We start from the raw sequence: 22,774 nt of genomic DNA on the forward strand, positions 1-22,774 counted from the left end.
TCGAGGTGCCACCCCGACCGAGCGCGCGAGTGGCGCCCCGGGGGCCTCGTTCCACCCAGATATTCGGCGAGATGGGGGATTCGGCGTATCAGCGATTGCCTGATATGCGGGTTCCAAAAACCTGATGTGCAGCGGACCCGGTGGCCGGGGGTTCAGTCGTCCAGCGAGGTGATCCCGACCCGGACGGCATATTTGGTGAGTTCTGCCACGCTGTGCAGGTCCAGTTTGTCCATGATCTTCTTGCGGTGGGTTTCGACGGTCTTGACGCTGACGAACAGGCGTTCGGCGATCTCCGCGGTGGAATGGCCTTCGGCGATCAGCTGCAATGTCTCCTTTTCGCGCGCGGTCAACGGCGATTGCGCGTCGCCCTCGTTCAGCTGGCCCAGTGCCACATCCTGAAGGATCCCTCCCGAGGCCTGCGGGCTCACGTAGATGCGACCACCCAGCAGTGAGCGCAGTGCGGTGACGATCTCTTCGAATGCGTTTTCCTTCAGCAGATAACCCAGCGCGCCCGCTTCGAGCATCTGACGAACAAATCGACTGTCGGAGTGCATCGACAGCGCCAGTACCCGGACCTCGGGCCGCGCGGCGACCAGTTGGCGAGTGGCCTCGATCCCGTTCATCTCGCTCATCGCGACATCCATGATCACGATCTCGGGATTGAGTTGTTTCGCCAGGCGCACCGCTTCGCGACCGTTGCTGGCCTCTCCCACCACTTCGAATCCGCCTGCGTCGCCGATCAGTTTGCGCAGCCCTTCGCGCAATATCTTGTGATCGTCGACGATCATTATCCTGGTCTTCACGGTGCGACCTCGCTGCGGGTCATCGGCACCTGCAATGTTATGCGCGTACCGGCCCCGCTCTCCAGCGAGAACTGGCCCCCCAGGGAATCGATCCGGTCGCGCAGCGCGAACAGGCCGAAGTTGCCGTCCTCGGGGCGGTGGCCCGGGGACCTCGCCGCCCCTATGCCGACACCGTCATCGCGCACCTCGATGACGATGTCGCCGTGATGCGTGTTCAGTGCGATCGACGCCTTGGTGGCATGCGCATGTTTCACGATGTTGATCAGCACCTCACGTATTGCTCGGAACAGGAACACCAGGGTCTCTTCGTCGAGGTGGGCATAGGATTCCGCAGTGTCCACCCGGTATTCGATGGCATGTCGGCCGAGTATCGTCTCCGCGAGCCACTCGACGGCTGGTCCGAGCCCCAGCTCATACAGCGCAGGCGGGCTGAGCTGGACCATCAGCGTGCGCAGCTCCTTCAGCGTGGTGTCGATACCCACCACGAGTTCGTCGAGTTCGGCGTGAGCCTTGGGGTCGACGGCGGCGCGCAGGCGCCCGAGGTTCATCTTGGACAGCACCAGTCGTTGGGCGGGGCCATCGTGCAACTCCTGTGCGATCCTTCGTCGTTCGCGCTCTTCGGCCAGCACCAGTTCTGCGCTGACGATACGCAGGTGTTCGGTGCGCTCCTTCACGTGCTGTTCGAGGGTCTGGTTCTGCAGCTCCAACTCGCGACGGACACTGCGCAACGCCAGGTGGGTGCGGATGCGCGCCCTTACCGTCGGCGGGCTGATCGGTTTGGTGATGTAGTCCACGGTACCCAGGCTCAGTCCGTGGGTCTCACCCTCGACGTCGTCACGTGCGGTCAGGAAGATCACCGGGATCTGTTTGCCTACCGCGTCCTGTTTGATCCGCCGGCAGGTCTCGTAACCGTCGATACCCGGCATCAATACGTCGAGGAGGATCAACGCGGGCGGGTCGCCGTCGTGCAGCCGCGACAGTCCCTGTTCCCCGGACTTGGCGACGATCAACCGGTAGTCGTCTTGCAGGGTGTCGACCAGGATATCCAGATAGGGTCTTTCATCGTCGACAATCAGGATCTTTGGTTTGTCGGTCATGCGTCAGGTCCCTGTGCGGGCGCCGAGTCAGTATCCTCTTGAGCCAGGCCCAAGTGTGCCCTCAGTCGGTCGAGGGCCGCCGAGGCGTTGCTGAAATCGTAGTCGGCGACATGGCCCCGCAGTGCCTCCAGGATTCGTCGCGCCGACGTGTCGAGGTCACCGTCGGGAAGTGTCTCCGCCAGATTCAGCGACTCGGCGTCGCCCGCAGCCAGCAGCTCGGCCAGGCGGACGAGCACCTGGCCGATGTCGGTCGCAACGGTCGTGTCGCGGGTAGCTGGGTGGCTCGCGGTCGTCGTGCCGGCGACGAACGCCGTCGCTGCCGTCAGCGCCGGCTCGAGCGACCGCATGAGCTGCGGAATACCGTCGCGTACCGCTGCTATGTTTCCGGTACGGGCGAGTACGTCCAGCTCGGTCGCGACCGCCTGAACACGGCTTGCGCCGATATTTCCCGCGACGCCCTTGAGCGAATGCAGCAGCAATTCGACGCCGGCCGCGTCGGCGGCCTCGCATCCGGTCTCCAGCGACTGTCGGACGTCGCGATATCGCGCCGCGAAATCGGCCAGCAACCGGGTGTACAGGGCGCGATTGCCGCCGACCCGCATCACCCCGGTCTCGAAATCGATCGCGGGTGCGCCACCTTCCCGGCGCAGCTGCGCAGGGGGCCCTGTCGGTGGTGTGGGTCGGCTGTCGATGTCCGGCATCGACGGGTGTCGTTCGGCACCGCTGTCAGTCAGGTCCTTGCCATCGGCATTCAGCCAGGCGTGCAGCGTGTGATGCAGGAGCACCGGATCGACCGGCTTTGCGATGTGTCCGTTCATGCCGGCCTCGATCGATCGCTCCGCGTCTCCGGACATCGCGTTGGCCGTCATCGCGATGATCGGCAGCGATTCCATGCCGTCGAGTCGTCGGATCTGCGCAGTGGTCTCGTAGCCGTCCATGTCCGGCATCTGGATGTCCATCAGGACCAGGTCCGGGCGCTGCCGGCTGACCTGCGTGACGCTTTCGGCACCGTTCTGCGCAATCGCGACCTCGAGCCCCATCTGCTGCATGATCTCTCGGGCGACCTGCTGATTGATCGGATTGTCCTCGACCAGGAGCACCTTGCCATGCAGCCGGTACTGGACCGGTTCGTGGCGCTGCAGGCGGGTGGGCACCGGCGGGTTGCGTCGAGGTCCTGTGCTCTGTGCGACTGCATCCAGCAGCTGCGACGGCGTGATCGGCTTGATCAGAAATCCGTCCAGATCGGCGAGGTCGAGATCCTGTTCCAGGGCATCGTGCCCATAGGCGGTCATCAGGATGATGCGCGGCGGATGTTCCAGCCCCGCGGTACGGATGCGGTGCGCCGTTTCGAGTCCGTCCATGTTCGGCATTCGCCAGTCGAGCAGCACGATGTCGTAGGTACGGCGCTCATCGACCAGCCTTTTCAGCGCGGCACTGCCCGACGCGGCGACGTCGACCCGAAACGCCAGCGACAACAGCAGGTCACCCAGCACCTGGCGGGCGATCGCATTGTCGTCCACCAGCAGGACACGCAGGTTGGGTGCATCGGGCCCGAAGCGTGCGGGCCTGCTGGGCTCCGCGGCACCGAACGGGAGTTCGAACTCGAATCGACTGCCTTCGCCGGGCACGCTGTGCGCCAGGATGTGGCCGCCCATCAACTCGGCCAGCTGACGACATATCGACAGCCCGAGCCCGGTTCCGCCGTACTCGCGCGTCGTCGAACCATCCGCCTGGGTGAAAGGTGCGAACAGCTGTTCGACCTTGTCCGGGGGGATGCCGATGCCCGTGTCCTCGACCGCGAATTGCAGGTGCAGTCCGTCGCCCGGACGGACGATCTTGATGCGTACCACGATGCCGCCCTGCTCGGTGAACTTCGTCGCGTTGCCGACCAGATTGGTGAGGATCTGTGTGAGACGGTAAGGGTCGCCGCGCAACCTCGCGGGTACCGCTGGATCGACGTCATAGAGGAACTCGACGGGTTTGTCGGCAAGCCGGGTGCTGGCAAGTGTCGCGATGTTGTCGAGGACCTCGCCGAGGTCGAAGTCGATGTTCTCGATGCACAATTGACCGGCCTCGATCTTCGACAGGTCGAGGATGTCGTCGATCAATGTCAGCAAGGTGCGCGCCGAAACCTGTATCTTTCCCAGATAGTCCTGCTGCTGCAGCGTGAGCGCGGTGCGATTGAGAAGATGGCCCAGGCCGATGATCGCGTTCATGGGCGTGCGGATCTCGTGGCTCATGTTGGCCAGGAACTGCCCCTTGAAGCGGTTCGCCTCCTCGGCCTGCTCCTTGGCACGCGCGAGGTCCTGTTCCATGCGGCGCCGTTCTGTGATGTTGACCACTACGCCGAGCAACGCCTGCTTACCGTCGAAGAGGATCGGGATTGCCGAGAGCATGCCCTCGATGATCGCGTTCGACGCGGTGCGGTACTGGATCTCCTTGGCCACAATCTGTCCGTCGCGCACGAGTTCGGCCAGCAACTCGGTCCGTTGATTTTCTTTGGCGTAGAAGTCGTCGGTGTTCATGCCGACCAGTGAGTCGCCTTCGCCGAACTCGCGTACCGCCTGCGGGTTGGCAAGCAGGATGGTGCCGTCCGCATCGGCGATCGCGATAGCCACCGGCAGTGCGTTGACCACGCGCCCGAACTGTTCCTCGACAATCTTGCGTTCGGTGATGTCCCAATTCACCCCGATAAGCTTGTCGGGCTCGCCTTCGCCGCCGGGTACCAGGGTTACTGCGGCATATACGTAGCGCATCGATCCGTCGACCCGGTAGGCGCGAAAGTCGGCGTGCGCATCGCCCCCTTCGCGCAGCACCTTGCGGATGCCGGCCGTCACCAGATGGCGGTCTTCGGGGTGCACGCGCTCGAGCCATTCGCGCACGGTGACGCTTTCACGCCGGTCGAAACCGTAGATCTGGAGCAGCCGATCGTCGAACAACAAACGGTTGCTGCCGTCCGTGAGTCGTTCCCAGACGCCCAGCGAGATGGCCTTGACGGCCATTGCGAACCGCTGATTCGCCGCACGCAGGTCCTGGTTGAGGCGGTGCACGTCGAGTTCCGCCTCTTTGCGACGCGTGATGTCCGAGTGGGTTCCGAGTGCGCGCAGGGCCTTGCCTTCGCTGTCACGCGAGAACACGTGCCCGCGCGACAATATCCAGCGGTAGTCACCGTCCTTGCAACGTAGCCGAAACTCCTGCTCGTAATCCACGCTTGGGTCGTCGAGCATCCGGGCGTTGTTGATCAGCACCTCGTCGCGATCGTCGGGATGAAGCAGCTCGCGAAATGTGTCGAAGGTATGTGGCAGTTCTTCCGGACCATAGCCGAGCATCGACATCCACAACGGACTGTAGTAAACCCTGCCGGTGGTCGCGTTCCAATCCCAAAGGCCGACTGAGGCGGCATCGAGCGCCAGTTGGAATCGTTCTTCACTGACATGCAGGCGTTGCTTCTGCCTGCGAATGGAGTAGTTCCAGAGCAGTGCCAGCAGCAGTGCTGCGCCGGCGATTGCCGCGACGAAGGCGATCCGTCGATCGTCGACACGTGCTGCGAACTTCGATCGCCCCCAGGTGTCGAGTACCTTCTGTTTGTCACCCTTGCTGATCGTATCGAGTGCCCTATTGAGCAAGGGTACCAGCGGTGCGAGTTCGTCTCGTACGCCGAGTGCCAGACGGGTGTCGAACTCGGTCTTGCCGACGATTCGAATGTTGTTGATGCCCAGTTCGCCGATGTGATAACTGGCTTGAGCCAGCGTCGCCAGCAACACGTCGACGGCACCGGTGGATACGGCCGTGAGGCCATCCTGGATGGAGTCCACGATGTGGTAGTCCAGATCCGGATATTTGTTGCGGATCCCCGGGACATATCCATAGTCCCTGATGACTGCAATGCGCTGCGCCGCTATCTGCCCGATCGACTCGACATAGTCCTGTTTGTCCTGCATCACGATAACGACAGGGCTGATCAGATAGGGCCTGGTGAAGCGCAGGAGCGATGACAGCTCCGAGTTGTCGGTCTCCGACAGCACGTCGATTTCCCCGTTCCGGGCCAGCGCCACGGACTCACTCCATGTCGGCGTCGGTATGTATTCGAACGTGATGCCAAGCGTGCTTTCGACGGTCTTCAGGAGGTCGGCAACGATACCGACGTAGTTGCCTCGATCGTCCCTGGCTTCGTAGGGAAGCCAGTTCGGGTCGCCCGTAAAGCGCAGCACCGGATGCTCGCGCAACCAGCGTCGCTCGTCTGCCGTGAGCATCACGTCTCCGGGTTCGGCCGCGACACCCAGCCAGCGGCGACGCGCCTGCTGCATCTCGATCTCGGTGATCGATGCCAGCGCCTTGTTCAACAGTTGCCTCAGCATCGGCCAGTCTCTGCGAATGCCGAACCGCAGTTCGGAACTGCCCAGTTCTGCCGGTATCGCTGCGATCTTGAGGTTGGTGAGTACATGCCGTTCGGCGATCCAGTTAACGGTACCCTGATTCCCTATGTAGGCGTCCGCCTGGCCGAATGACAGCGCCTTCAGCGCATCGGCAGTGGTATCCACCACGGACAGGTCGATATTCGGGTACTCGGCGAGCAGCAGATCGTGTATGCGGAACCGGTTTTCGACGGCGACCTTGCGTCCCTGCAGATCGGACATCTCGTGGATGGGTGGGCCATCTTTGCGCGTGAAGATGGCGTATTTGGGCGCGATGTAGCTGTCGGAGAAGAGCAGGTACCGCTCCCGGTCGGGCGTACTGACGATGTTCGACAGCATGTCGAGCTTGCGCTCTTCCAGCTGGACCAGGCCACCGGCCCAGTTCGTTGAAACCGTCTGGAAGTGAATCCCCAGGCGCTGCTCGATCATGTGCAGGATGTCGGTGCTGAGGCCGCGCAGTTCACCGTTGCTGTCGACAAACTCGTACGGCGGCCAGTCCGGATCGACGCGCAGCCTGATTTGCGGGTGGTCTCTGAGCCACGCCCTTTCCTCGTGGGTCAGGTCCAGCTCGGGTTCGCGCGCGACGGGTACCGGACTGAGCCAGCGCTCGTATACCGCCTGTTTCTCCGGCGCCGTGATCGCATCCAGTCCCTTGCGGATGATCGCTGCGAGCGCCGGCTGATCGTCGCGGGTAACGAAATGCAATTGGTTCGCGCCAAGGTGGCGAGTGGATCGAAATGGGACGATGTTGGTGATGCCGCGCCGCTGCAGCATATGACTGAGGACGGCATAGGCGTCGTACAGTACCTCGGCGCGACCGTCGGCAACCGCGTCGATCGCCTCCGACATCGAATGGGTGCGCACGATCCGAAGGCCTGGGAAATCCGCGGCAAGCGTGTCGTTCAGCGCATACCCCTCGGGGATGGCGACCCGCTTGCCGGACAGGTCTTCGAGCCTGTCCACACCGAGGTCGTCGCGCACGAAGAGATAGTCGAGTACTTCCAGGTACGGCTGTGAAAAACTCAGGAAGCTGTCACGTCTTTCCGTGTAGTAGGTGGATCCGAGCACGTCGATCCGCCCTTCCCGCAGTGCATCGAACTGATCGGTCCATTCGCCGAGTGTGAAATCGAATTGCAGCCCGGTATTTTGCGAGATCAGCTCAAAGAAATCCCGCGTGGCTCCGGTGTACACGCCATCCTCGGCGAAATCGAAAGGCGCCCAGTCGAGCATGCCCCCGGCTTTCGCGACCGGGTGCGTCCTTACCCAATCACGCTCCTCCTGGGTGAGATCCGCGGCACTGCCGGTGCGCCGGGCGATCTCGTTCAGATCGAAACGATATTGTTTGAGTGATGGATTGTGGGACTTGCTCAACGCCCTGTAGTCAATCGCCAGCGGGTCGGCCAGGATGCGTTTGAACTGGGCAGCCGTCTCGGTCGTCGCACTGTACATATTGCTTTGGAAAAGCACCCGCTCGTCGGCGAAGTCATGACCGTTCAAGTAGTCGTGGAGCATGATGACGCCCTGCGCCCCATCGAAGACGTGGCCACCCAGGTCGATATCCAGCAGGCCGCGCTCCAGGCCGTCCATCGACTCGCCGGTCCAGTTGATGCCGCCGAACGAGATGTCTGGTTGTGCGCGCATCTGGTGGTAGTGGCGCGCCGCGGTCAATGCCAGCTGGTCATGGAAACTCCACACGATGTTGACGGCCGGGTGTGCGGCGATTGCCGAATCGAATGCCTCAATGACCGCGTCTTCACCATCGTTGATCGGAAATATATCGACCAGGTGAACGTCGGATCGCGCATCGACCACCGCCTTGAACCCTTCCAGGCGGCGCAGCATGGGCAGTTCTTTGCTGCCGGAGTACGCGAGTATGTTGAATTCCTTTGCGCCCTTCGCGGCAGCCGAGGCGATCAGGCTGGTCGCCAGTCGTACGCCGGACTCACGGTCATCCGGCGCGACTCCGCCGATCCAGTAGCGATAGTGGTTGCGCGGAACGACCCGCGGATCGAGCAGCGCCGCATTGACAAGGACGGCCGGCGTTTTGTTCGCTTCGGCGGCCTGCAGGATGGATTCGCCGAAGCCCTGGTAGTCGGTGAACAGGATGCCTTCAATACCGTCCGCGGTGACTTGCCGCACCTGTTCGAGCATGCGCTCGGGTGAGCGCCCAGCAATGAAGACCTGGAGATCGATGTCCAGGTCGTGTGCAGCGGCCTCGGCGAATTCGGTGAACTTTCCCCAGAATTCGCCAGTGTGCGGTACGAACAAGCCGATGCGCTGGGTAGCCCCGGATGGGGGCGCTGCCGTCAACAACAGCAGTGCGAGCAGTAACAGGCGTGTGCACATGGTGATCGCGGTGAACCGTGGTCGGGAAAGCGATCACCGTCCGTGCACCGGTGGACAGGGTCTGGCGTGTCGCTTTCCTAGCGTATCCGGCGAGTATAGGTCAGCTGGTCTGACGCGGCTCGCCGATGTCGCGATCAGTCGCCGCCGACCGTCATCCGCTCGATCAGCCAGGAACCTGTCTTCACGCTGCCCGGGATGTCGCTGTCGGTGCCAACGGCGGCCAGCTGACGAAACATGTCGCGCAGGTTGCCGGCCACGGTGATTTCATCGACCGGATACTGGATCTCGCCGTGCTCCACCCAGAAGCCCGAGGCACCGCGCGAATAGTCGCCGGTGACCAGGTTGCTGCCCTGGCCCATCAATTCGGTCACAAGGACGCCGCGGTCCATCTCGCGCAGCAGTTCTTCGAACGATTGGCCGCTGCTGTCGATTCGCGCGTTGTGTACGCCGCCGGAGCTGGCGGTGCTCTGCAGTCCGAGCTTGCGTGCAGCATAGCTGTCGAGCAGGTAGCCTTGCAGGATACCCGCGCTGATCAATTCGCGATGACGGGTCGCCACGCCCTCGTTGTCGAAGGGTGCGCTGGCCGGCCCGCGCGGTTGCAGTGGGTCTTCGCTGATCCGAACCCAGTCCGGAAAGATCTGTTCGCCGACCTGGTCGAGCAGGAAGGTCGACTTGCGATACACGGCGTGTCCTCGGATCGCCGCGAACAGGCTGCGCAACAGGCTTGGTGCGACATCGGCCTGGAACAGCACCGGGCACTCGCGGGTGTTCAGATGGCGTGCGCCGAGGCGCGCGAGCGCGCGTTGAGCGGCCTTGCGGCCGATTGTCGTCGGGTCGCCGAGTTCGCCGGGTACACGGTCGCTGTTGTACCAGTAGTCGCGCTGCATCTCGTCGCCCTCTTCCGCGATGACCGCACAGCTCAGGCTGTGGCGCGTGGTCGGGTAGCCGCCGACGAAGCCATGCGTGTTGCCGTAGATGAAGCTGGAGCGCTGGGTATAGAGGGTCGCACCTTCGGAGTTGCTGATGCGGGGATCCAGGGAACGTGCCGCATCCTCGCAGTCGCGTGCGATCGTTGCCGCATCGTCGGCCGCGAGTTCCCAGGGGTGATACAGGTCGAGGTCTGGTATGTCGCGCGCCATCAGCTCGGCATCCGCCAGGCCGGCGGCCGGATCTTCCGAGGTGTAGCGGGCGATGCGACAGGCCGCGGCAACACTTTCGCGGATTGCGTCCGGGCGCAGGTCGGTCGTGTTGGCTGAACCTTTGCGGTTGCCGAAGTAAACGGTGATACCGAGCCCGTTGTCGCTGGTGTGCTCAATGGTCTCGGTCTCACCGAGGCGCACCGTCACCGACAGGCCGGTCTGCGCCGATACACCGGCCTCCGCGGTGTCTGCGCCCTGATTGCGGGCTTCACGCAGCAGGTCCTCGACGACCTGTTCGAGTTGCGCGATCTGTTGAACCTGATTCATGGGATACCGTAGGTCAGGCGGCGGTGCCGCCGACAGTGAGTTGATCGATCTTGAGGGTGGGCTGGCCGACACCGACCGGTACGCTCTGGCCCTCTTTGCCGCAGGTGCCGATGCCGCTGTCCAGCGCCAGGTCGTCACCCACCATGCTGATCCGCGTCATCACCTCGGGCCCGTTGCCGATCAGCGTTGCACCCTTGACCGGGCGGGTGACCCTGCCGTTTTCGATCAGGTAGGCCTCGTTCGCCGAGAATACGAACTTGCCCGAGGTGATGTCGACCTGTCCGCCACCGAAGTTGACGGCGTACAGGCCGTGCTGCACCGATGCGATGATCTCTTCCGGCTTGTGTTGGCCGGGCAGCATGTAGGTATTGGTCATGCGCGGCATCGGCAGGTGCGCATAAGACTCGCGGCGTCCGTTTCCGGTCGGCGGGACGCCCATCAGGCGGGCGTTCAGGGTGTCCTGCATATAGCCCTTGAGGATGCCGTTCTCGATGAGGACGTTGTTGCCGGACGGCGTGCCTTCGTCGTCGATCGTGAGTGAACCGCGCCGCCCGGGCAGGGTGCCGTCGTCCACCACGGTGCACAACGGCGAAGCGACCTGTTCGCCGATGCGTCCGCTGAACGCCGAGGTGCCCTTGCGATTGAAGTCGCCTTCGAGGCCGTGTCCGACCGCCTCGTGCAGCAGTACCCCGGGCCAGCCCGGTCCGAGCACGACCGGCAGCATGCCGGCCGGTGCGGCGATCGCGTCCAGGTTGACGAGTGCCTGGCGCACGGCCTCGTGCGCGTAGCCGAGCGACCGCTCGTCCTGCAGGAAGAAATCCAGCGCCTCGCGCGCGCCGCCGCCGGCGCTGCCCTGTTCGCGCCGTCCATCTTGCTCGACGATCACCTGGACGTTCATGCGCACCAGCGGGCGTACGTCACCGCTGATCCGCCCGCTGTGATCCATCACCAGCACCACATCATGTGCGGCAACCAGGCTGACGATCACCTGCTGCACACGCGGGTCGATTGCGCGGGCCGCGGCGTCGGTGCGTCGCAACAGGTCGATCTTCTGCTCTTCGCTCAGCGATTCCAGCGGATTGATCGGTGCGTACAGCGGCGTGGGCAACGACTGGCCGGCGACCGCCAGGGCGCCGTGCTGACCGGCTTGGGCGATCGCCCGGGCCGCACCGGCAGCGTCCAGCAGGCGGGAGAGTTCGAGGCTGTCGGTGTAAGCGAATCCGGTCTTGTCGCCGCTGATCGCGCGCAGGCCGGCGCCCTGTTCGATGCTGTGACTGCCTTCCTTGATGATGCCATCGTCGAGCACCCACGACTCGAGCCGCGCGTACTGGAAATAGATATCCGCTGCGTCGACCTGGCGGCTGAGCAGGCGGTCCATCAAGCGACCCAGCTGGCCCTCGCTGAGCCCGGGTGTATCGAGCAGGGTCTGGCGCGCTAGCGTGGTGCTTTGCGACATTGGAAACAACTCCTGACAGGTGTCGCCGTCGACCGGGACGGTCAGCGGCAGTGCAGACGACGGTGGTCGAGGCAGGGAAAATTGCGCCGCGTCGTGTGTTGAAATTCAGGATCGATCTCCGCGACCACACAACCGTTGCCGCGCTCCCGCAGCGCCAGCTTGGTGCCCCAGGGATCGACGATCATGCTGTGGCCATAGGTCTCGCGACTGGCGACGTGGAAGCCGCCCTGCGCGGCCGCGATCACGTAACTCAGGTTTTCGATGGCGCGCGCACGCACCAGCGTTTCCCAATGGGCGCGACCGGTGATCGCGGTAAACGCCGCCGGCAGAGCGATGACTTCGACGTTGCGGTCGACCATCGCGCGATACAGTTCCGGAAAGCGCAGGTCGTAACACACCGAGATACCGAGTCGGCCGACCGGGCTGTCGAGCACCACGACCTGGTCACCGGGTTCGATGTTCTCCGACTCGACGAATTGTTCGTCGCTCTCGATCAGGTTCACGTCGAACAGGTGTTGTTTGTCGTAGCGGGCGACCTGGCGACCGTGGCTGTCGTACACAGTGCATGCGGCGCGCCATTTGGCCGCGTGCTCGGCCTCCAACGGAATGGTCCCGCCGACGATCCAGATGCCGAGCCGGTGGGCGAGCTGTGACAGGAATGCCTGGAGCGGCCCGTCGCCCGGGGCCTCGCGCAGTGCATTCGCGTCACCGCAGCTGCGTCCCATGAAGGCGAAGTTTTCCGGCAGGACGATCAGTTCTGCCCCCTGTCTGACCGCGGCCTCCGCCAGGCGCCCGGTTTCGAGCAGATTGGCGCTCACGTTGCTGCCGGATGCCAGCTGGATCGCGGCCACTTTCTTTTTCGATTTACTCATCGCTCATACATCTATCAAACCACCTGCAACTCTAATGCCTGCGACGCGGGCGGCAAAGCGCTAATGGTCGGGGAAAAGCGGGTCGCGAGTGGTGGATTTTTGCCGCCCGCGCGGGGAGTGGCGTTCAGGGTACGCCGATTGCGGCATCCGTTGCGGGACCCTCGTTGCGCTTCAAGCGGTCGAGCAGGCTGCGCAACGTGCCCGGTTCGGCGGGCTGCTGCGCGCCCGAGGCCGGTGCCTCGTCGGCCGGTACCGCAGCGGGCCCGTCGGGCGGGGGCAGGGGCGGGTTCGCGGCGCCGGCGGCGTCCCGGTCGGAAGCCGCCGGATCCACGGGCGGTGCATCGGGTGACTCGCGCTTGAACGGCTGCAGGAGCTTGGACAGGGTGCCGCCGCTGTCGAGCTGCCGCACCTCGGGCTGCGCCCAGGGGCCGCTCAGCGCATATTCGAAGCGATAGATCTGATCGACCTGCTTGGTCATCAGGCGCTGGGCGACCAGCACCGCCACCCCGGCGACCGGCCCACCCGCGATGGTGCCGGCGATCGGCAGCGTCGCGTCCAGATTGGGGATTACGGTGACCTTCTGATCGAGCGTCTCGGCGAGCAGGTCGGCCGATCCGTTCACCTCGATACGTCCAGTGGGACCGCGCACCGTCAGGTCGTCGGTCTGTGCCGTGCCGTTCGCGAAGTGGAAGGCCCCTTTGATGCTGTCGAAGCTGTATCCCTTCTTGTAGAAGTCGCTGAAGTCCAGCCGCAGGCGGCGGGTCAGGGCATTCAGGTTCAACAAGCCGACCACCCGCGTGACGCCCGGGTCGAGTTCGACCAGGCGCCCGGCGCCTATGTCGAGCTCCAGCGCACCCTCCAGCGTCGCGCGGTGCAACTGTGCCGGACTCCCTGGCCAGCGCAGTCGGAACGCGATCTGTGCGGCGGCATCTTCGATCTGTCGCGAATAACCCAGATCGACCAGCAGGTCCCCGAGCGCCGCGGTATCGACGTCGCCGCGCCATTCGCTGTGGATGCCCTGTTCACCCCGCTGCCAGATGGCGCTGCTGGTCAGTTCGAGTTGCCCATCGTGCAGGCCGAACTCGTCGACTTCGAGTCCGCTGCCGCTGCGCCGTGCGTGCAGCCGCAGCGTGCCGAGGTCGGCGTCGTTCAGCGTCAGGCCGGCGATTTCCACGTCCAGTTCCGGCAGGGTGCCTGGGTCCGTGCCGGTCGACGGGTCGGGCGGTCCTGCATCGAGTGGCGCCTCGTCGTCGTGCGGCAGGTCGAGCGCCAGTCGGCTCAGGGTCACGCGCAATGGGGCTGCGGTCAGCGGCAGGGCACCGCCGAAGCTGCCGGCGAGCCGCTCGCTCTCGATCTGCCCGTGCCAGTAGCCGGCCGCATAGGCTGCCTCGACGTGCATGTCGGCGATGTCCAGCGGTGCCACCGACAGACGGTCGACCTGCAGGTCGAGCGATGTCGGTGGCGGTTGCGAGCCGGCCGTCTGCGGAAACCGCTGCATGGCGGTCCACCACGCCCCGGGATCGAACTGTTCGATGCGCCCGGTAATCCGGATGCCCGGCTCGGGCGGCAGCGTAGCGCGCTTGCCGAACGCCACGCCGATGCGTTTCCCCGTATTGTCGAAGCGCGCAGACAGGCGTTCGGCATACTCGAGTTCCCCCGGATCGGCGGTATCCCCCAACGGCATGCGCAACGCCAGTTCGCGTTTTTGCGCGGCAGTCTTGCCGAGTGGCGCCGGCAGGTCGAGCCGCACCCCCTCGAGGTCGCTGTTGATCGCCAGTATGCCGGTTACGTTCGATGCCGCCTGCGCGGACGGGATATCGACATCGATCGTGAACCCCGCGGCCCCATCGGCCGGTTGCAGTGGCAGCGACGGCCATTGACCGGCGACCCGGCTGACGTCGAAGCGGCCCTGGGTGTGTACCCGGGTGACGCCGCCAGGGCGGCGTTCGACATCGATCGTCACCGGCGCCCCCAACGCCTGTCCCTTGATTGCGCGCGCATTCAGACCGTCGAGTGTGAAGCCGAGTTGACCGCGCAGATCGGTGACGTTGAGGTTCCAGGCGGGGAGCGCGAGTTCGGCACCTTCGAAGTCCAGTCGGCCTGCCAGTGTCGGCTCGCCCGGGCCTTTGAGCGGGAGACTGAAATCCAGCATCAGGCGCGTCTGACCGCGCCCCTGCAATGCCTCGGCGAAATGCCCGAAGCGCGGACGCAGCGCCTCTTCACGCAAAATCCGCAGATCGTCGCTGAGTGGTCCCTCGACCTGGCCGGCGATCTCGATCGGGCTGGTGGGGTGCAGGCTGCGGATATGCGCCTGCGCCTCGATCAGGCGGCTGTCGAAGACGGTTCCGCGGTCAGCCACGATGTCCAGGTGGTTCCCCTCGAAACGCACCCGGGCGCCGATTCCCTCCAGGGGTGGCCACCCCTCGCGGTAGTCCAGATTCACGTCTTCGGCATCGAACACCACGGTGAAAGTCCCGCTGTGGTGGTGTTCGAATGGAAAGTCCCCCAGTTCGCCATACACCAGTGTTGTGCCCTGTATGACATGGCCAGAGATGATCGACCGGTCGAGCCACTCGACCAGGTGCTCACCCATGACATCGACCGGATAGTAACGACTGGCATAACCGGCGTCGCCGTCGCGAAAATCGGTCTGCAGGTCGAGAAACGGTGCTGCGTCCGGACGGGTCCGCAGATCGACCCGGGTGCGTGTCGTGATGTGCGGGGTGACGGCGAGCAGTGCATCGCTGTGCAATCGCCAGCCGTCGCGTTCGCGCAGCAGGTCGATGCGCCCTTGTAGCTGCGAGAGCTGCAGTGCATCGCGGAACAGCCTCGTGAACCGTACCGTCGAACCCCGGGCATCGAGTTGCACGATCGCGTGGTCCTGTTGTGCGTGCAGCGTCCCGGCGAGGTTGGCGGTGGCCGGCACACGGCCGCAGGCGGCCGTGCCCAGCGCGGCGAAACCTGCCTGCGCCCGCCAGTGTGGCGTCGCGTCGTCGAAATCCGCCGCGAAACGCAGGTCGCGCAGTTCTCCTCGTGGTTTGAACCGGGCCAAGGGTCCGGCGAGCTCCGGCCACGGCATGCGTACCCGGAGGATATGGGCCAGGTCTTCGATGCGCAGATAGTCGGCCGCACCACGCAGTTGCGTGGCGCCATCGGGTGCCGATGTCCAGGCCAGTGCCAGGTTGCCTGTCGGCCAGGTGCGAGCACCGACTGTCAGGTGCAGATCCCCGATGCCGACGCGACCGCCGGTGGCATCGCGTCGGAAGTCGAAACCGGCCGCGGCGTGCGGCACCTGCAGCGCGCCGGTGTCCGCGGCGGTCGGCCGCAGGTCGAGGTCGTTCAGTGCCACCCGGCCCTGGGCGCTGACCGGTGTCGCCTGGTCCCAGTGGGTCCACGCCTCGAGGTCGACGGCCATCGAATGCAGGCCGTATCGCGCCGGCATATACGCGGCGAACAGGCGCGCGACATCGAGTCGCTCGAGCTTCAGATAGGTATCGCCCTGCCATTCGGTACCGCTCAACGATCCGCGCAAACGCGCGTTGAGTTCGGCGGAGCCGGCCGGAGTCTGCAGGCCCGCATACAGTCGCAGACGACCGCCGTTGTGCGCCATCACCACGGTGACGTCTTCGATCGGCAGGGGCGGCATGTCGACGCGGTGGTCGACCCAGACCACGCGGGTGTTGGTCAGATGCAGCCGTCGTGGCAGCAGCGGTTGCCGGGAGCCGGTTGCGGCGCCTGGATCGAACGGGCCTATACCCTCGATATGCAGCCGGCCGTCGGCCTCGCGAACGGCTGTCACCTGCAGACCGTCGACCGTGACGCGCAATGCATCGGCGAGCCCGCCGGTCGCCAGGCGGGTCGGCGTGACGTCGACCGACACCCCATCGACCCGCAGCTGCCGGTCACTGTCACCTATGGCGACATCGTGTAGCTCGAGAAGCGGGCGCAGGCCGTACCAGCGCAGCCCGATCCGGCCGATCCTGACTGGTGTGCCAAGCCGGTCGCCGGCCCATGCGGCAACCGATTCGCGGTAATCGGCGATCAGCGGCGTTGCGATGCGCACCGTGAGCGCGAGCAGTCCCCACAGGATCAACAGACCGAGCAGCAGGTGCTTGAGAATGCGCAATGCCCTATCCCAATGTTGCGGCGTGGCGTATCGGTCGCTACGCCCGCAGCCCGTCGCGGACGCTGCCAAGGTCGGCCGTACGCGGCGGGCCCATGCGCCGTTAGATCAGCACGACGTCGTACTGTTCCTGGTTGTACAAGGCCTCGGCCTGCAACTTGATCGGTCGCCCGATGAACTGCTCCAGCTCGGCGAGATTCTGCGACTCTTCGTCCAGCAGGCGGTCGACGACCTCCTGCGATGCCAACACCAGCAGCTGCTCGACGTCGAACTGACGCCATTCGCGCAGGATGTCGCGAAAGATGTCGAAACACACGGTCTCGGCGGTCTTCAATGTGCCGCGGCCACTACAGGTGGGACAACTCTGACACAGCACGTGTTCCAGTGATTCACGCGTGCGCTTGCGGGTCATTTCGACCAGTCCCAGGCTGGATACCTCGGAGATGTGTGTCTTTGCGTGATCGTGTGCGAGACAGCGCTCCAGGGCGCGCATCACCTGGCGCTTGTGGTCGTCGTCGGTCATATCGATGAAATCGATGATGATGATGCCGCCGAGATTGCGCAGGCGCAGCTGGCGGCAGATTGCCTGGGCGGCCTCGAGGTTGGTCTTGAAGATCGTTTCCTCGAGGTTGCGGTGGCCGACGAAGGCACCGGTGTTGACGTCGATCGTCGTCATCGCCTCGGTCTGGTCGATGACCAGATGGCCGCCGGACTTCAGGTCGACCTTGCGCTCGAGTGCCTTCTGGATCTCGTCCTCGACCCCGTAGAGGTCGAAGATCGGGCGTTCGCCCGGGTAATACTCGATCGAGCAGCGCTGATCCGGGATGTACTTCGCCGCAAACTGCAGGGCCTTCTCCCAGGTCGAGCGCGAATCGATGCGTACCTTTTCGACCTCCGGGTTGATCAGGTCGCGCAGCGCGCGCAGTGCCAGCGGCAGGTCTTCATGAATCAACTGTTTGCCCGGTGTGCCGGTGGCGCGTTCCCGGATCGAGTTCCACAGGCGCACCAGGAAACGCATGTCGGCGTGCAGCGCCTCTTCGGAGATGCCCTCGGCGGCGGTTCGGGCAATGAAGCCGCCGCTGATCTGATTGGCCTCCGCGAACCGTGTCAGGACGTCGCGCAGGCGCATGCGTTCGGTCTCGTCCTCGATCTTCTGCGAGACGCCGACGTTGTTCATGCCGGGCATGAACACCATGTAGCGTGACGGAATCGAGATGTTGGTGGTAAGCCGTGCGCCCTTGGTTCCGAGCGGATCCTTCACGACCTGTACTATGACCTCGCCGCCTTCCTTGACGAGGTCGGTGATCTGCCCGGTCTTCTCGGGGTTGTCGGCCTGGATGTCGGAGGCATGCAGGAACGCCGCGCGTTCCAGGCCGGCGTCGACGAATGCCGCCTGCATGCCGGGCAGGACCCGGCAGACCTTGCCTTTGTAGATGTTGCCCACCAGGCCGCGCTTGGCGGTGCGTTCGACGATGATCTCCTGGACCACCCCGTTTTCGATGACGGCCACTCGGGTTTCCGGGGGGGTGACATTGATCAGGATCTCTTCACTCATGCGTCGAGTTTACACGCCGTAACGGGTACGCACGCCGATCTGTTTGAGCAGCTGCAGGGTCTCGAACAATGGCAGTCCCATGATGCCCGAATAGCTGCCTTCGATGTGCTCGATGAACGCTGCGCCAAGCCCCTGGACCGCGTAGCCGCCCGCCTTGTCGGCCGGTTCGCCGCTCGCCCAGTAGGCGGCGGCCTCGGTCGGATCGATCTCGCGGAAGCGCACCCGGCTGGTGTTCAGCCGGTAGGCAATGCGGTCGGTGACCAGCGCGACTCCGGTCAGCACCGAGTGCGTGCGTCCGGCGAGTCGCAACAGCATGGCGATCCCGTCGGCCTCGTCGGCCGGCTTACCGAGAATCGCGTCATCCAGGATCACCGCGGTGTCCGCTCCGATCACCGGCTGTTCGGGATGATCGCGGCGCACCGCCCGTGCCTTGGCCACTGCGATCCGCCGCACATAGTCGGCGGCCGGTTCGCCGGGCATCACACGCTCGTCGACATGCGCCGCCTGCACGCGGTATGCCAGTCCGACCTGGGTCAGCAGCTCGGCACGGCGTGGCGACTGCGACGCCAGGACGATCATGCGCGGTGGTAGGGATGGTTGCGCAACACGCTCCAGGCCCGGTAGATCTGCTCCGCGACCAGGATGCGTACCAGCGGGTGCGGCAGGGTCAGGGGCGACAGCGACCAGAGTTGCTCGGCGGTGTTCCTGGCCAGCGGGTCGAGGCCGTCCGGCCCCCCGACCAGCAGTGCCACATCGCGGCCGCCGTGCAGCCACTGGTCGAGTTGGCCGGCGAGCTGCGCGGTCGACCAGGCGCGTCCTTCGACCTCGAGCGCCACCACGACCGCCCCCTTGGGGACGGCCGCGAGCAGGCGCTGGGTCTCGTCGCGCACAAGGCGTGCGGTGTCGGTATTCTTGGTGCGACGACCGGCGGTGATCTCGACGAGGTTGAGCGCGCACTCGCCGGGCAGGCGCCGCGCATACTCCTGGTAGCCCGCCTGCACCCAGGCCGGCATGCGTTCGCCGATCGCGATCAGGTGGATCTGCACCGTGGCCGATATTCGCCCATCAACTGGAACCGGAACCGCGTTCCCGGCTGACCTTCTCGGCGGCCGCCGGATCTACGCTCCACAGGCGCTCCAGCTGGTAGAAGTCGCGTACTTTGGGTTGCATCACGTGGACGACTACGCCATTGAGGTCGATCAGCGCCCATTCGCCTTCCTGCAGTCCCTCGGTACCGATCGGTGGCTGGTCGGCCTGCTTGGCCTGAAAGGCAACCGCCTCGGCGGTCGATTTGACGTGTCGGTCAGACGTGCCCGAAGCAATCACGAAATAATCGGTGATGCTGGTCTTGCCGCGCACGTCGAGCGTGACGATGTCGAAGGCCTTCATGTCTTCCAGTGTCCTGACGACGAGGTCGCGGAGTTCTTCTACCTGCATGCGTGGGTCCGGATAGGGTTGATGCCCGAATGATAAACCATGCGCAGCGCACTTCGCCCGCGCCGATGCGTTGGGCGGTTCATCGGCGATACAAGGCGTGCTGCGCGATCAGGTCGACCACCGCGGGCGGCGTCAGGAAATCGATGCTGCGGCCCTCGGCCACACGCCGGCGGATGTCGCTGGAGGCGATCTCCAGGAGTGTGCCGCCCAGCAACACGATCCGGCCGTTGCGTCCCGGCTGCAGCCGCTCGCTGCGATGCCGGTCGAGGATCACACGCAGCCGCGGGTCGCCCGGGACGCCATGCCCGGGCCTTTGCACGACCGCGAGGTTGGCCAGTTCGAGGATCGTCTGCGGGTCACGCCAGTCGGCAAAACCGGCGAACGCATCGCCGCCGAGCAGCAGGCACAGGTCGCGCTCCGGCCACTCGGCGCGCAGCGATCGCAGCGTATCGACCGTGAACGACGGGCCGCTGCGGCGCATTTCGCGATCGTCGGGGACCAGGTCCTCGTGACCTGCGACCGCGGCGCGCAGCATCGCCAGCCGCAGCTCGGCCGGGGTTTCGGGTTGGTCGCGGTGGACCGCGTGCGCGAGTGGGATCAGGCGCACCTCGGCGAGTCCGAGCGCCTCGCGTGCCTCGATCGCGAGCCGCAGGTGGCCGGCGTGCACCGGGTCGAAGGTGCCGCCCAGGACCCCGATCATCGGCGCGGCCGGCTGCACTGCCGGCAGGGCCTCATTGGCGGATGTGTCCGTCGCCCAGCACGATGAACTTCACCGACGTCAGCCCCTCGAGGCCGACCGGCCCGCGTGCATGAAACTTGTCGGTGGAGATGCCGATTTCGGCACCGAGGCCGTATTCGAAGCCGTCCGCGAAGCGCGTCGAGGCGTTGACCATCACCGAACTGGCATCGACCTCGCGCAGAAAACGCCGCGCCTTGCTGATGTTCTCGGTGATGATGCTCTCGGTGTGCAGGGAGCCGTGCAGCGCGATGTGGTCCATCGCTGCGTCAATGTCGTCGACCACGCGGATCGACAGGATCGGTGCCAGATACTCTTCGTCCCAGTCGGTCGCGTTCGCCGGCACGCATTGCGCACCGAGGATGCCGCAGGTCTGTTCACAGCCGCGCAGTTCCACGCCCTTGTCCCAGTACGCCGCTGCGAGCCCCGGCAGGAAATCGGCGGCGACCGTGGAATTGACCAGCAGCGTCTCCATCGTGTTGCAGGTGCCGTAGCGCTGGGTCTTGGCGTTCAGTGCGACGTCGAACGCCTTGTTCGGATCGGCCTCGTCGTCGACATAGACGTGGCAGATCCCGTGCAGGTGCTTGATCACCGGCACCCGTGCGGTCGCACTGATGCGTTCGATCAGGCCCTTGCCGCCGCGCGGGATGATCACGTCGATCGACTGCGGCATCGTCACCATCAGATCGACTGCGGTACGGTCGGTGGTGGCGACCACCTGCACCGCGTCCGCCGGCAGCCCGGCACGCTGCAGGCCGCGCCCTATGCAGGCGGCAATCGCCTGGTTCGAGTGGAACGCCTCCGACCCGCCGCGCAGCACGGTCGCATTACCGGATTTCAGACACAGGGCGGCCGCGTCCGCGGTCACGTTCGGTCGCGACTCGTAGATGATCCCGACCACGCCGAGCGGCACTCTCATGCGTCCGACCTGGATACCGCTCGGGCGGAACTTCATGTCGAAGATTTCGCCGATCGGATCGGGCAGCGCGGCGATCTGGCGCAGGCCCTCGATCATCCCGTCGATGCGCGACTGGTTGAGCTCCAGGCGATCGAGCAATGCGGCATCCAGGCCCTTGGCGGCACCGGCCTCGAGATCACGGCGATTGGCGGCGAGCAGCGCTTCACGCTGCATGTCGAGGTCGCCAGCGATGGCCTCCAGCGCGGCATTCTTGGCGCCTGTCTCGGCGGCCGCCAGCGCTCGCGCGGCGACGCGGGCGCGTCGCCCGAGTTCGTGCATGTAGCTGTCGACGTCGGCGATCTGCAGGTTTTCAGCGGCCTGGCTCATGGGGTGCCTTTGTGTTTCGCGGTCAGAACGCCAATTCTACCGCAGCTGGCGCCGCCAGCCGACACCGGCGACGCGAGGCTCAGCTGCCCTGCAGCGGGACCGGTTCGGCGACCGGGTGTTCCTTGGCGGAGACTTCCCAGGAGAACTTGGGCAGGTTGAGGAACGCCTCCTGGATGCCCTGGTTCCACGCCTCGCGGACGCTGATCAGGTACTTGTCGTCGGCATCGAACCGGCAGCGACAGCCGAGCACCAGGCTGTCTTTTTCGTAGGTCGCGAGTTCGAACGGCGGTCCGACCGTGATGTTCGAGCGGGTCGTCGCATCCAGCGAAACGAGCGCCAGGCGCGCACCCTGGTTGAGCGAGAGCCCGGGGTGCACGATGCGATCCAGAGCCGGTTTGCCGTACTTGCTCTCGCCGATCTGCAGATAAGGCGTCTCCGGCGAGGAGGTGATGTAGTTGCCCTGCGGGTAGACCAGCATCAGGCCGTGCCGCTGGCCGGCGATCTGGCCACCGATGAGCAAGGTGGTCTCTCCGCTGACGCCTGACTGCATCAGTGCCGGGCTGTGTTCCTTCTGTACTGCCAGGCTGACGCTGCCGATGTATTCGGCCGCCTCGAACAGGTAGCGCACCGTGGCCAGATTGGGGCCGCCGGTGGGATAGTCGAGATCGCGTTGAATATGGTTCACGACCTCCTGGGTGGTCGCCAGGTTGCCAGCCGAGAGGATCACGAACAGGCGGTCCGGCGACGGATTGAACACGTGCATCTTGCTGTAGGTGGTGACGTAGTCCACCCCGGCGTTGGTGCGAGAGTCCGATGCGAACACCAGGCCATCATCTAGATTGAGTCCGACGCAGTAGGTCATCGGCGTGAGATCCGGTAGGCGTTGGAAGAATACGTAAAGTATGAAGCGAAAACGGCGTGCTGTGGAAGCCCCGTACAAGCCCTCGCTGCGAACTCTGCTAAGCTCATGCGTGTTCTTCCCAGCATGGCCGGGATCGGGTCGAGGTACTCATGTCCAAGCGCGCAACGAGGCGCGACAGAACGGGACAGGCGCCGAAGGCGGGTGCGGGCGTTGTACGCGCCTGGCGCATCCGCAAAGGCGGGCTTGCCGGCTCGCCGATCCATGCCACCGAACGTCTTTTCAGCCTACATTCAACCAGTGCCGGCCTGTTCCGGATGTGAA

15 protein-coding genes are annotated in these 22,774 nt (G+C 64.8%); 1 reads left to right on the top strand and 14 read right to left on the bottom strand.

Going from position 1 to position 22,774, the window contains the following annotated elements:
* Positions 1-152: 152 nt before the first annotated feature.
* From H6955_16330 to H6955_16395, 14 genes are all read right to left on the bottom strand, one after another.
* On the bottom strand, positions 153-803 hold the full coding sequence (locus tag H6955_16330) for a response regulator transcription factor (GenBank protein ID MCP5315128.1): 651 nt from the start codon (positions 801-803) through the stop codon (positions 153-155).
* A complete protein-coding gene (locus H6955_16335; protein MCP5315129.1) occupies positions 800-1,900 on the bottom strand; it encodes a response regulator in 1,101 nt (366 codons plus the stop codon). The genes H6955_16330 and H6955_16335 overlap by 4 nt, the downstream gene beginning before the upstream one ends.
* Complete coding sequence (locus H6955_16340) at positions 1,897-8,661, bottom strand: transporter substrate-binding domain-containing protein (GenBank protein MCP5315130.1); 6,765 nt, start codon at positions 8,659-8,661, stop codon at positions 1,897-1,899. The genes H6955_16335 and H6955_16340 overlap by 4 nt, the downstream gene beginning before the upstream one ends.
* Positions 8,662-8,795: 134 nt before the next feature.
* Positions 8,796-10,127 carry a metalloprotease PmbA gene (gene pmbA / locus H6955_16345; GenBank protein ID MCP5315131.1) on the bottom strand — a complete coding sequence of 444 codons (1,332 nt, stop codon included), beginning with the start codon at positions 10,125-10,127 and terminating at the stop codon, positions 8,796-8,798.
* 13 nt (positions 10,128-10,140) lie between these two features.
* Complete coding sequence (gene tldD, locus H6955_16350; GenBank protein MCP5315132.1) at positions 10,141-11,583, bottom strand: metalloprotease TldD; 1,443 nt, start codon at positions 11,581-11,583, stop codon at positions 10,141-10,143.
* Positions 11,584-11,624: 41 nt separating this feature from the next.
* On the bottom strand, positions 11,625-12,455 hold the full coding sequence (locus H6955_16355; GenBank protein ID MCP5315133.1) for a carbon-nitrogen hydrolase family protein: 831 nt from the start codon (positions 12,453-12,455) through the stop codon (positions 11,625-11,627).
* A 124-nt stretch (positions 12,456-12,579) separates the two neighbouring features.
* Positions 12,580-16,581: a TIGR02099 family protein gene (locus H6955_16360; GenBank protein MCP5315134.1), complete on the bottom strand. Its 4,002-nt coding sequence runs from the start codon at positions 16,579-16,581 to the stop codon at positions 12,580-12,582.
* A gap of 100 nt (positions 16,582-16,681) precedes the next feature.
* Entirely contained in the window at positions 16,682-18,133 is a 1,452-nt protein-coding gene (gene rng / locus H6955_16365; protein MCP5315135.1) for a ribonuclease G, read from the bottom strand.
* Between the two features lie 9 nt (positions 18,134-18,142).
* A complete protein-coding gene (maf, locus tag H6955_16370) occupies positions 18,143-18,712 on the bottom strand; it encodes a septum formation inhibitor Maf (protein MCP5315136.1) in 570 nt (189 codons plus the stop codon).
* Complete coding sequence (gene rlmH, locus H6955_16375; protein ID MCP5315137.1) at positions 18,709-19,179, bottom strand: 23S rRNA (pseudouridine(1915)-N(3))-methyltransferase RlmH; 471 nt, start codon at positions 19,177-19,179, stop codon at positions 18,709-18,711. Before rlmH ends, maf begins: the two co-directional genes overlap by 4 nt.
* A gap of 19 nt (positions 19,180-19,198) precedes the next feature.
* Positions 19,199-19,570: a ribosome silencing factor gene (gene rsfS, locus H6955_16380; GenBank protein MCP5315138.1), complete on the bottom strand. Its 372-nt coding sequence runs from the start codon at positions 19,568-19,570 to the stop codon at positions 19,199-19,201.
* A 79-nt stretch (positions 19,571-19,649) separates the two neighbouring features.
* Positions 19,650-20,270, bottom strand: coding sequence for a nicotinate-nucleotide adenylyltransferase (gene nadD / locus H6955_16385; protein MCP5315139.1), 621 nt, complete (start codon positions 20,268-20,270; stop codon positions 19,650-19,652).
* 31 nt (positions 20,271-20,301) lie between these two features.
* Positions 20,302-21,591 carry a glutamate-5-semialdehyde dehydrogenase gene (locus H6955_16390; GenBank protein MCP5315140.1) on the bottom strand — a complete coding sequence of 430 codons (1,290 nt, stop codon included), beginning with the start codon at positions 21,589-21,591 and terminating at the stop codon, positions 20,302-20,304.
* Between the two features lie 79 nt (positions 21,592-21,670).
* Positions 21,671-22,453 (bottom strand): 20S proteasome subunit A/B, encoded by a 783-nt coding sequence (locus tag H6955_16395; GenBank protein MCP5315141.1) that lies wholly within the window; start codon positions 22,451-22,453, stop codon positions 21,671-21,673.
* Between the two features lie 149 nt (positions 22,454-22,602).
* Between H6955_16395 and H6955_16400 the strand changes: the two genes are divergently transcribed.
* Positions 22,603-22,773 carry a hypothetical protein gene (locus H6955_16400; protein ID MCP5315142.1) on the top strand — a complete coding sequence of 57 codons (171 nt, stop codon included), beginning with the start codon at positions 22,603-22,605 and terminating at the stop codon, positions 22,771-22,773.
* Position 22,774: the final 1 nt, after the last annotated feature.

This window comes from Chromatiaceae bacterium (assembly GCA_024235395.1).
Taxonomy (GTDB): domain Bacteria; phylum Pseudomonadota; class Gammaproteobacteria; order Chromatiales; family Chromatiaceae; genus Thiosocius.

What these genes read in the sequence shown, in the direction of transcription:
- H6955_16335 (MCP5315129.1), bottom strand. Translation starts at nt 1,900, where the DNA reads ATGACCGACAAACCAAAGATCCTGATTGTCGACGATGAAAGACCCTAT.
- H6955_16340 (MCP5315130.1), bottom strand. Translation starts at nt 8,661, where the DNA reads ATGTGCACACGCCTGTTACTGCTCGCACTGCTGTTGTTGACGGCAGCG.
- pmbA (MCP5315131.1), bottom strand. Translation starts at nt 10,127, where the DNA reads ATGAATCAGGTTCAACAGATCGCGCAACTCGAACAGGTCGTCGAGGAC.
- tldD (MCP5315132.1), bottom strand. Translation starts at nt 11,583, where the DNA reads ATGTCGCAAAGCACCACGCTAGCGCGCCAGACCCTGCTCGATACACCC.
- H6955_16355 (MCP5315133.1), bottom strand. Translation starts at nt 12,455, where the DNA reads ATGAGTAAATCGAAAAAGAAAGTGGCCGCGATCCAGCTGGCATCCGGC.
- rng (MCP5315135.1), bottom strand. Translation starts at nt 18,133, where the DNA reads ATGAGTGAAGAGATCCTGATCAATGTCACCCCCCCGGAAACCCGAGTG.
- maf (MCP5315136.1), bottom strand. Translation starts at nt 18,712, where the DNA reads ATGATCGTCCTGGCGTCGCAGTCGCCACGCCGTGCCGAGCTGCTGACC.
- rsfS (MCP5315138.1), bottom strand. Translation starts at nt 19,570, where the DNA reads ATGCAGGTAGAAGAACTCCGCGACCTCGTCGTCAGGACACTGGAAGAC.
- nadD (MCP5315139.1), bottom strand. Translation starts at nt 20,270, where the DNA reads ATGATCGGGGTCCTGGGCGGCACCTTCGACCCGGTGCACGCCGGCCAC.
- H6955_16390 (MCP5315140.1), bottom strand. Translation starts at nt 21,591, where the DNA reads ATGAGCCAGGCCGCTGAAAACCTGCAGATCGCCGACGTCGACAGCTAC.
- H6955_16395 (MCP5315141.1), bottom strand. Translation starts at nt 22,453, where the DNA reads ATGACCTACTGCGTCGGACTCAATCTAGATGATGGCCTGGTGTTCGCA.
- H6955_16400 (MCP5315142.1), top strand. Translation starts at nt 22,603, where the DNA reads ATGTCCAAGCGCGCAACGAGGCGCGACAGAACGGGACAGGCGCCGAAG.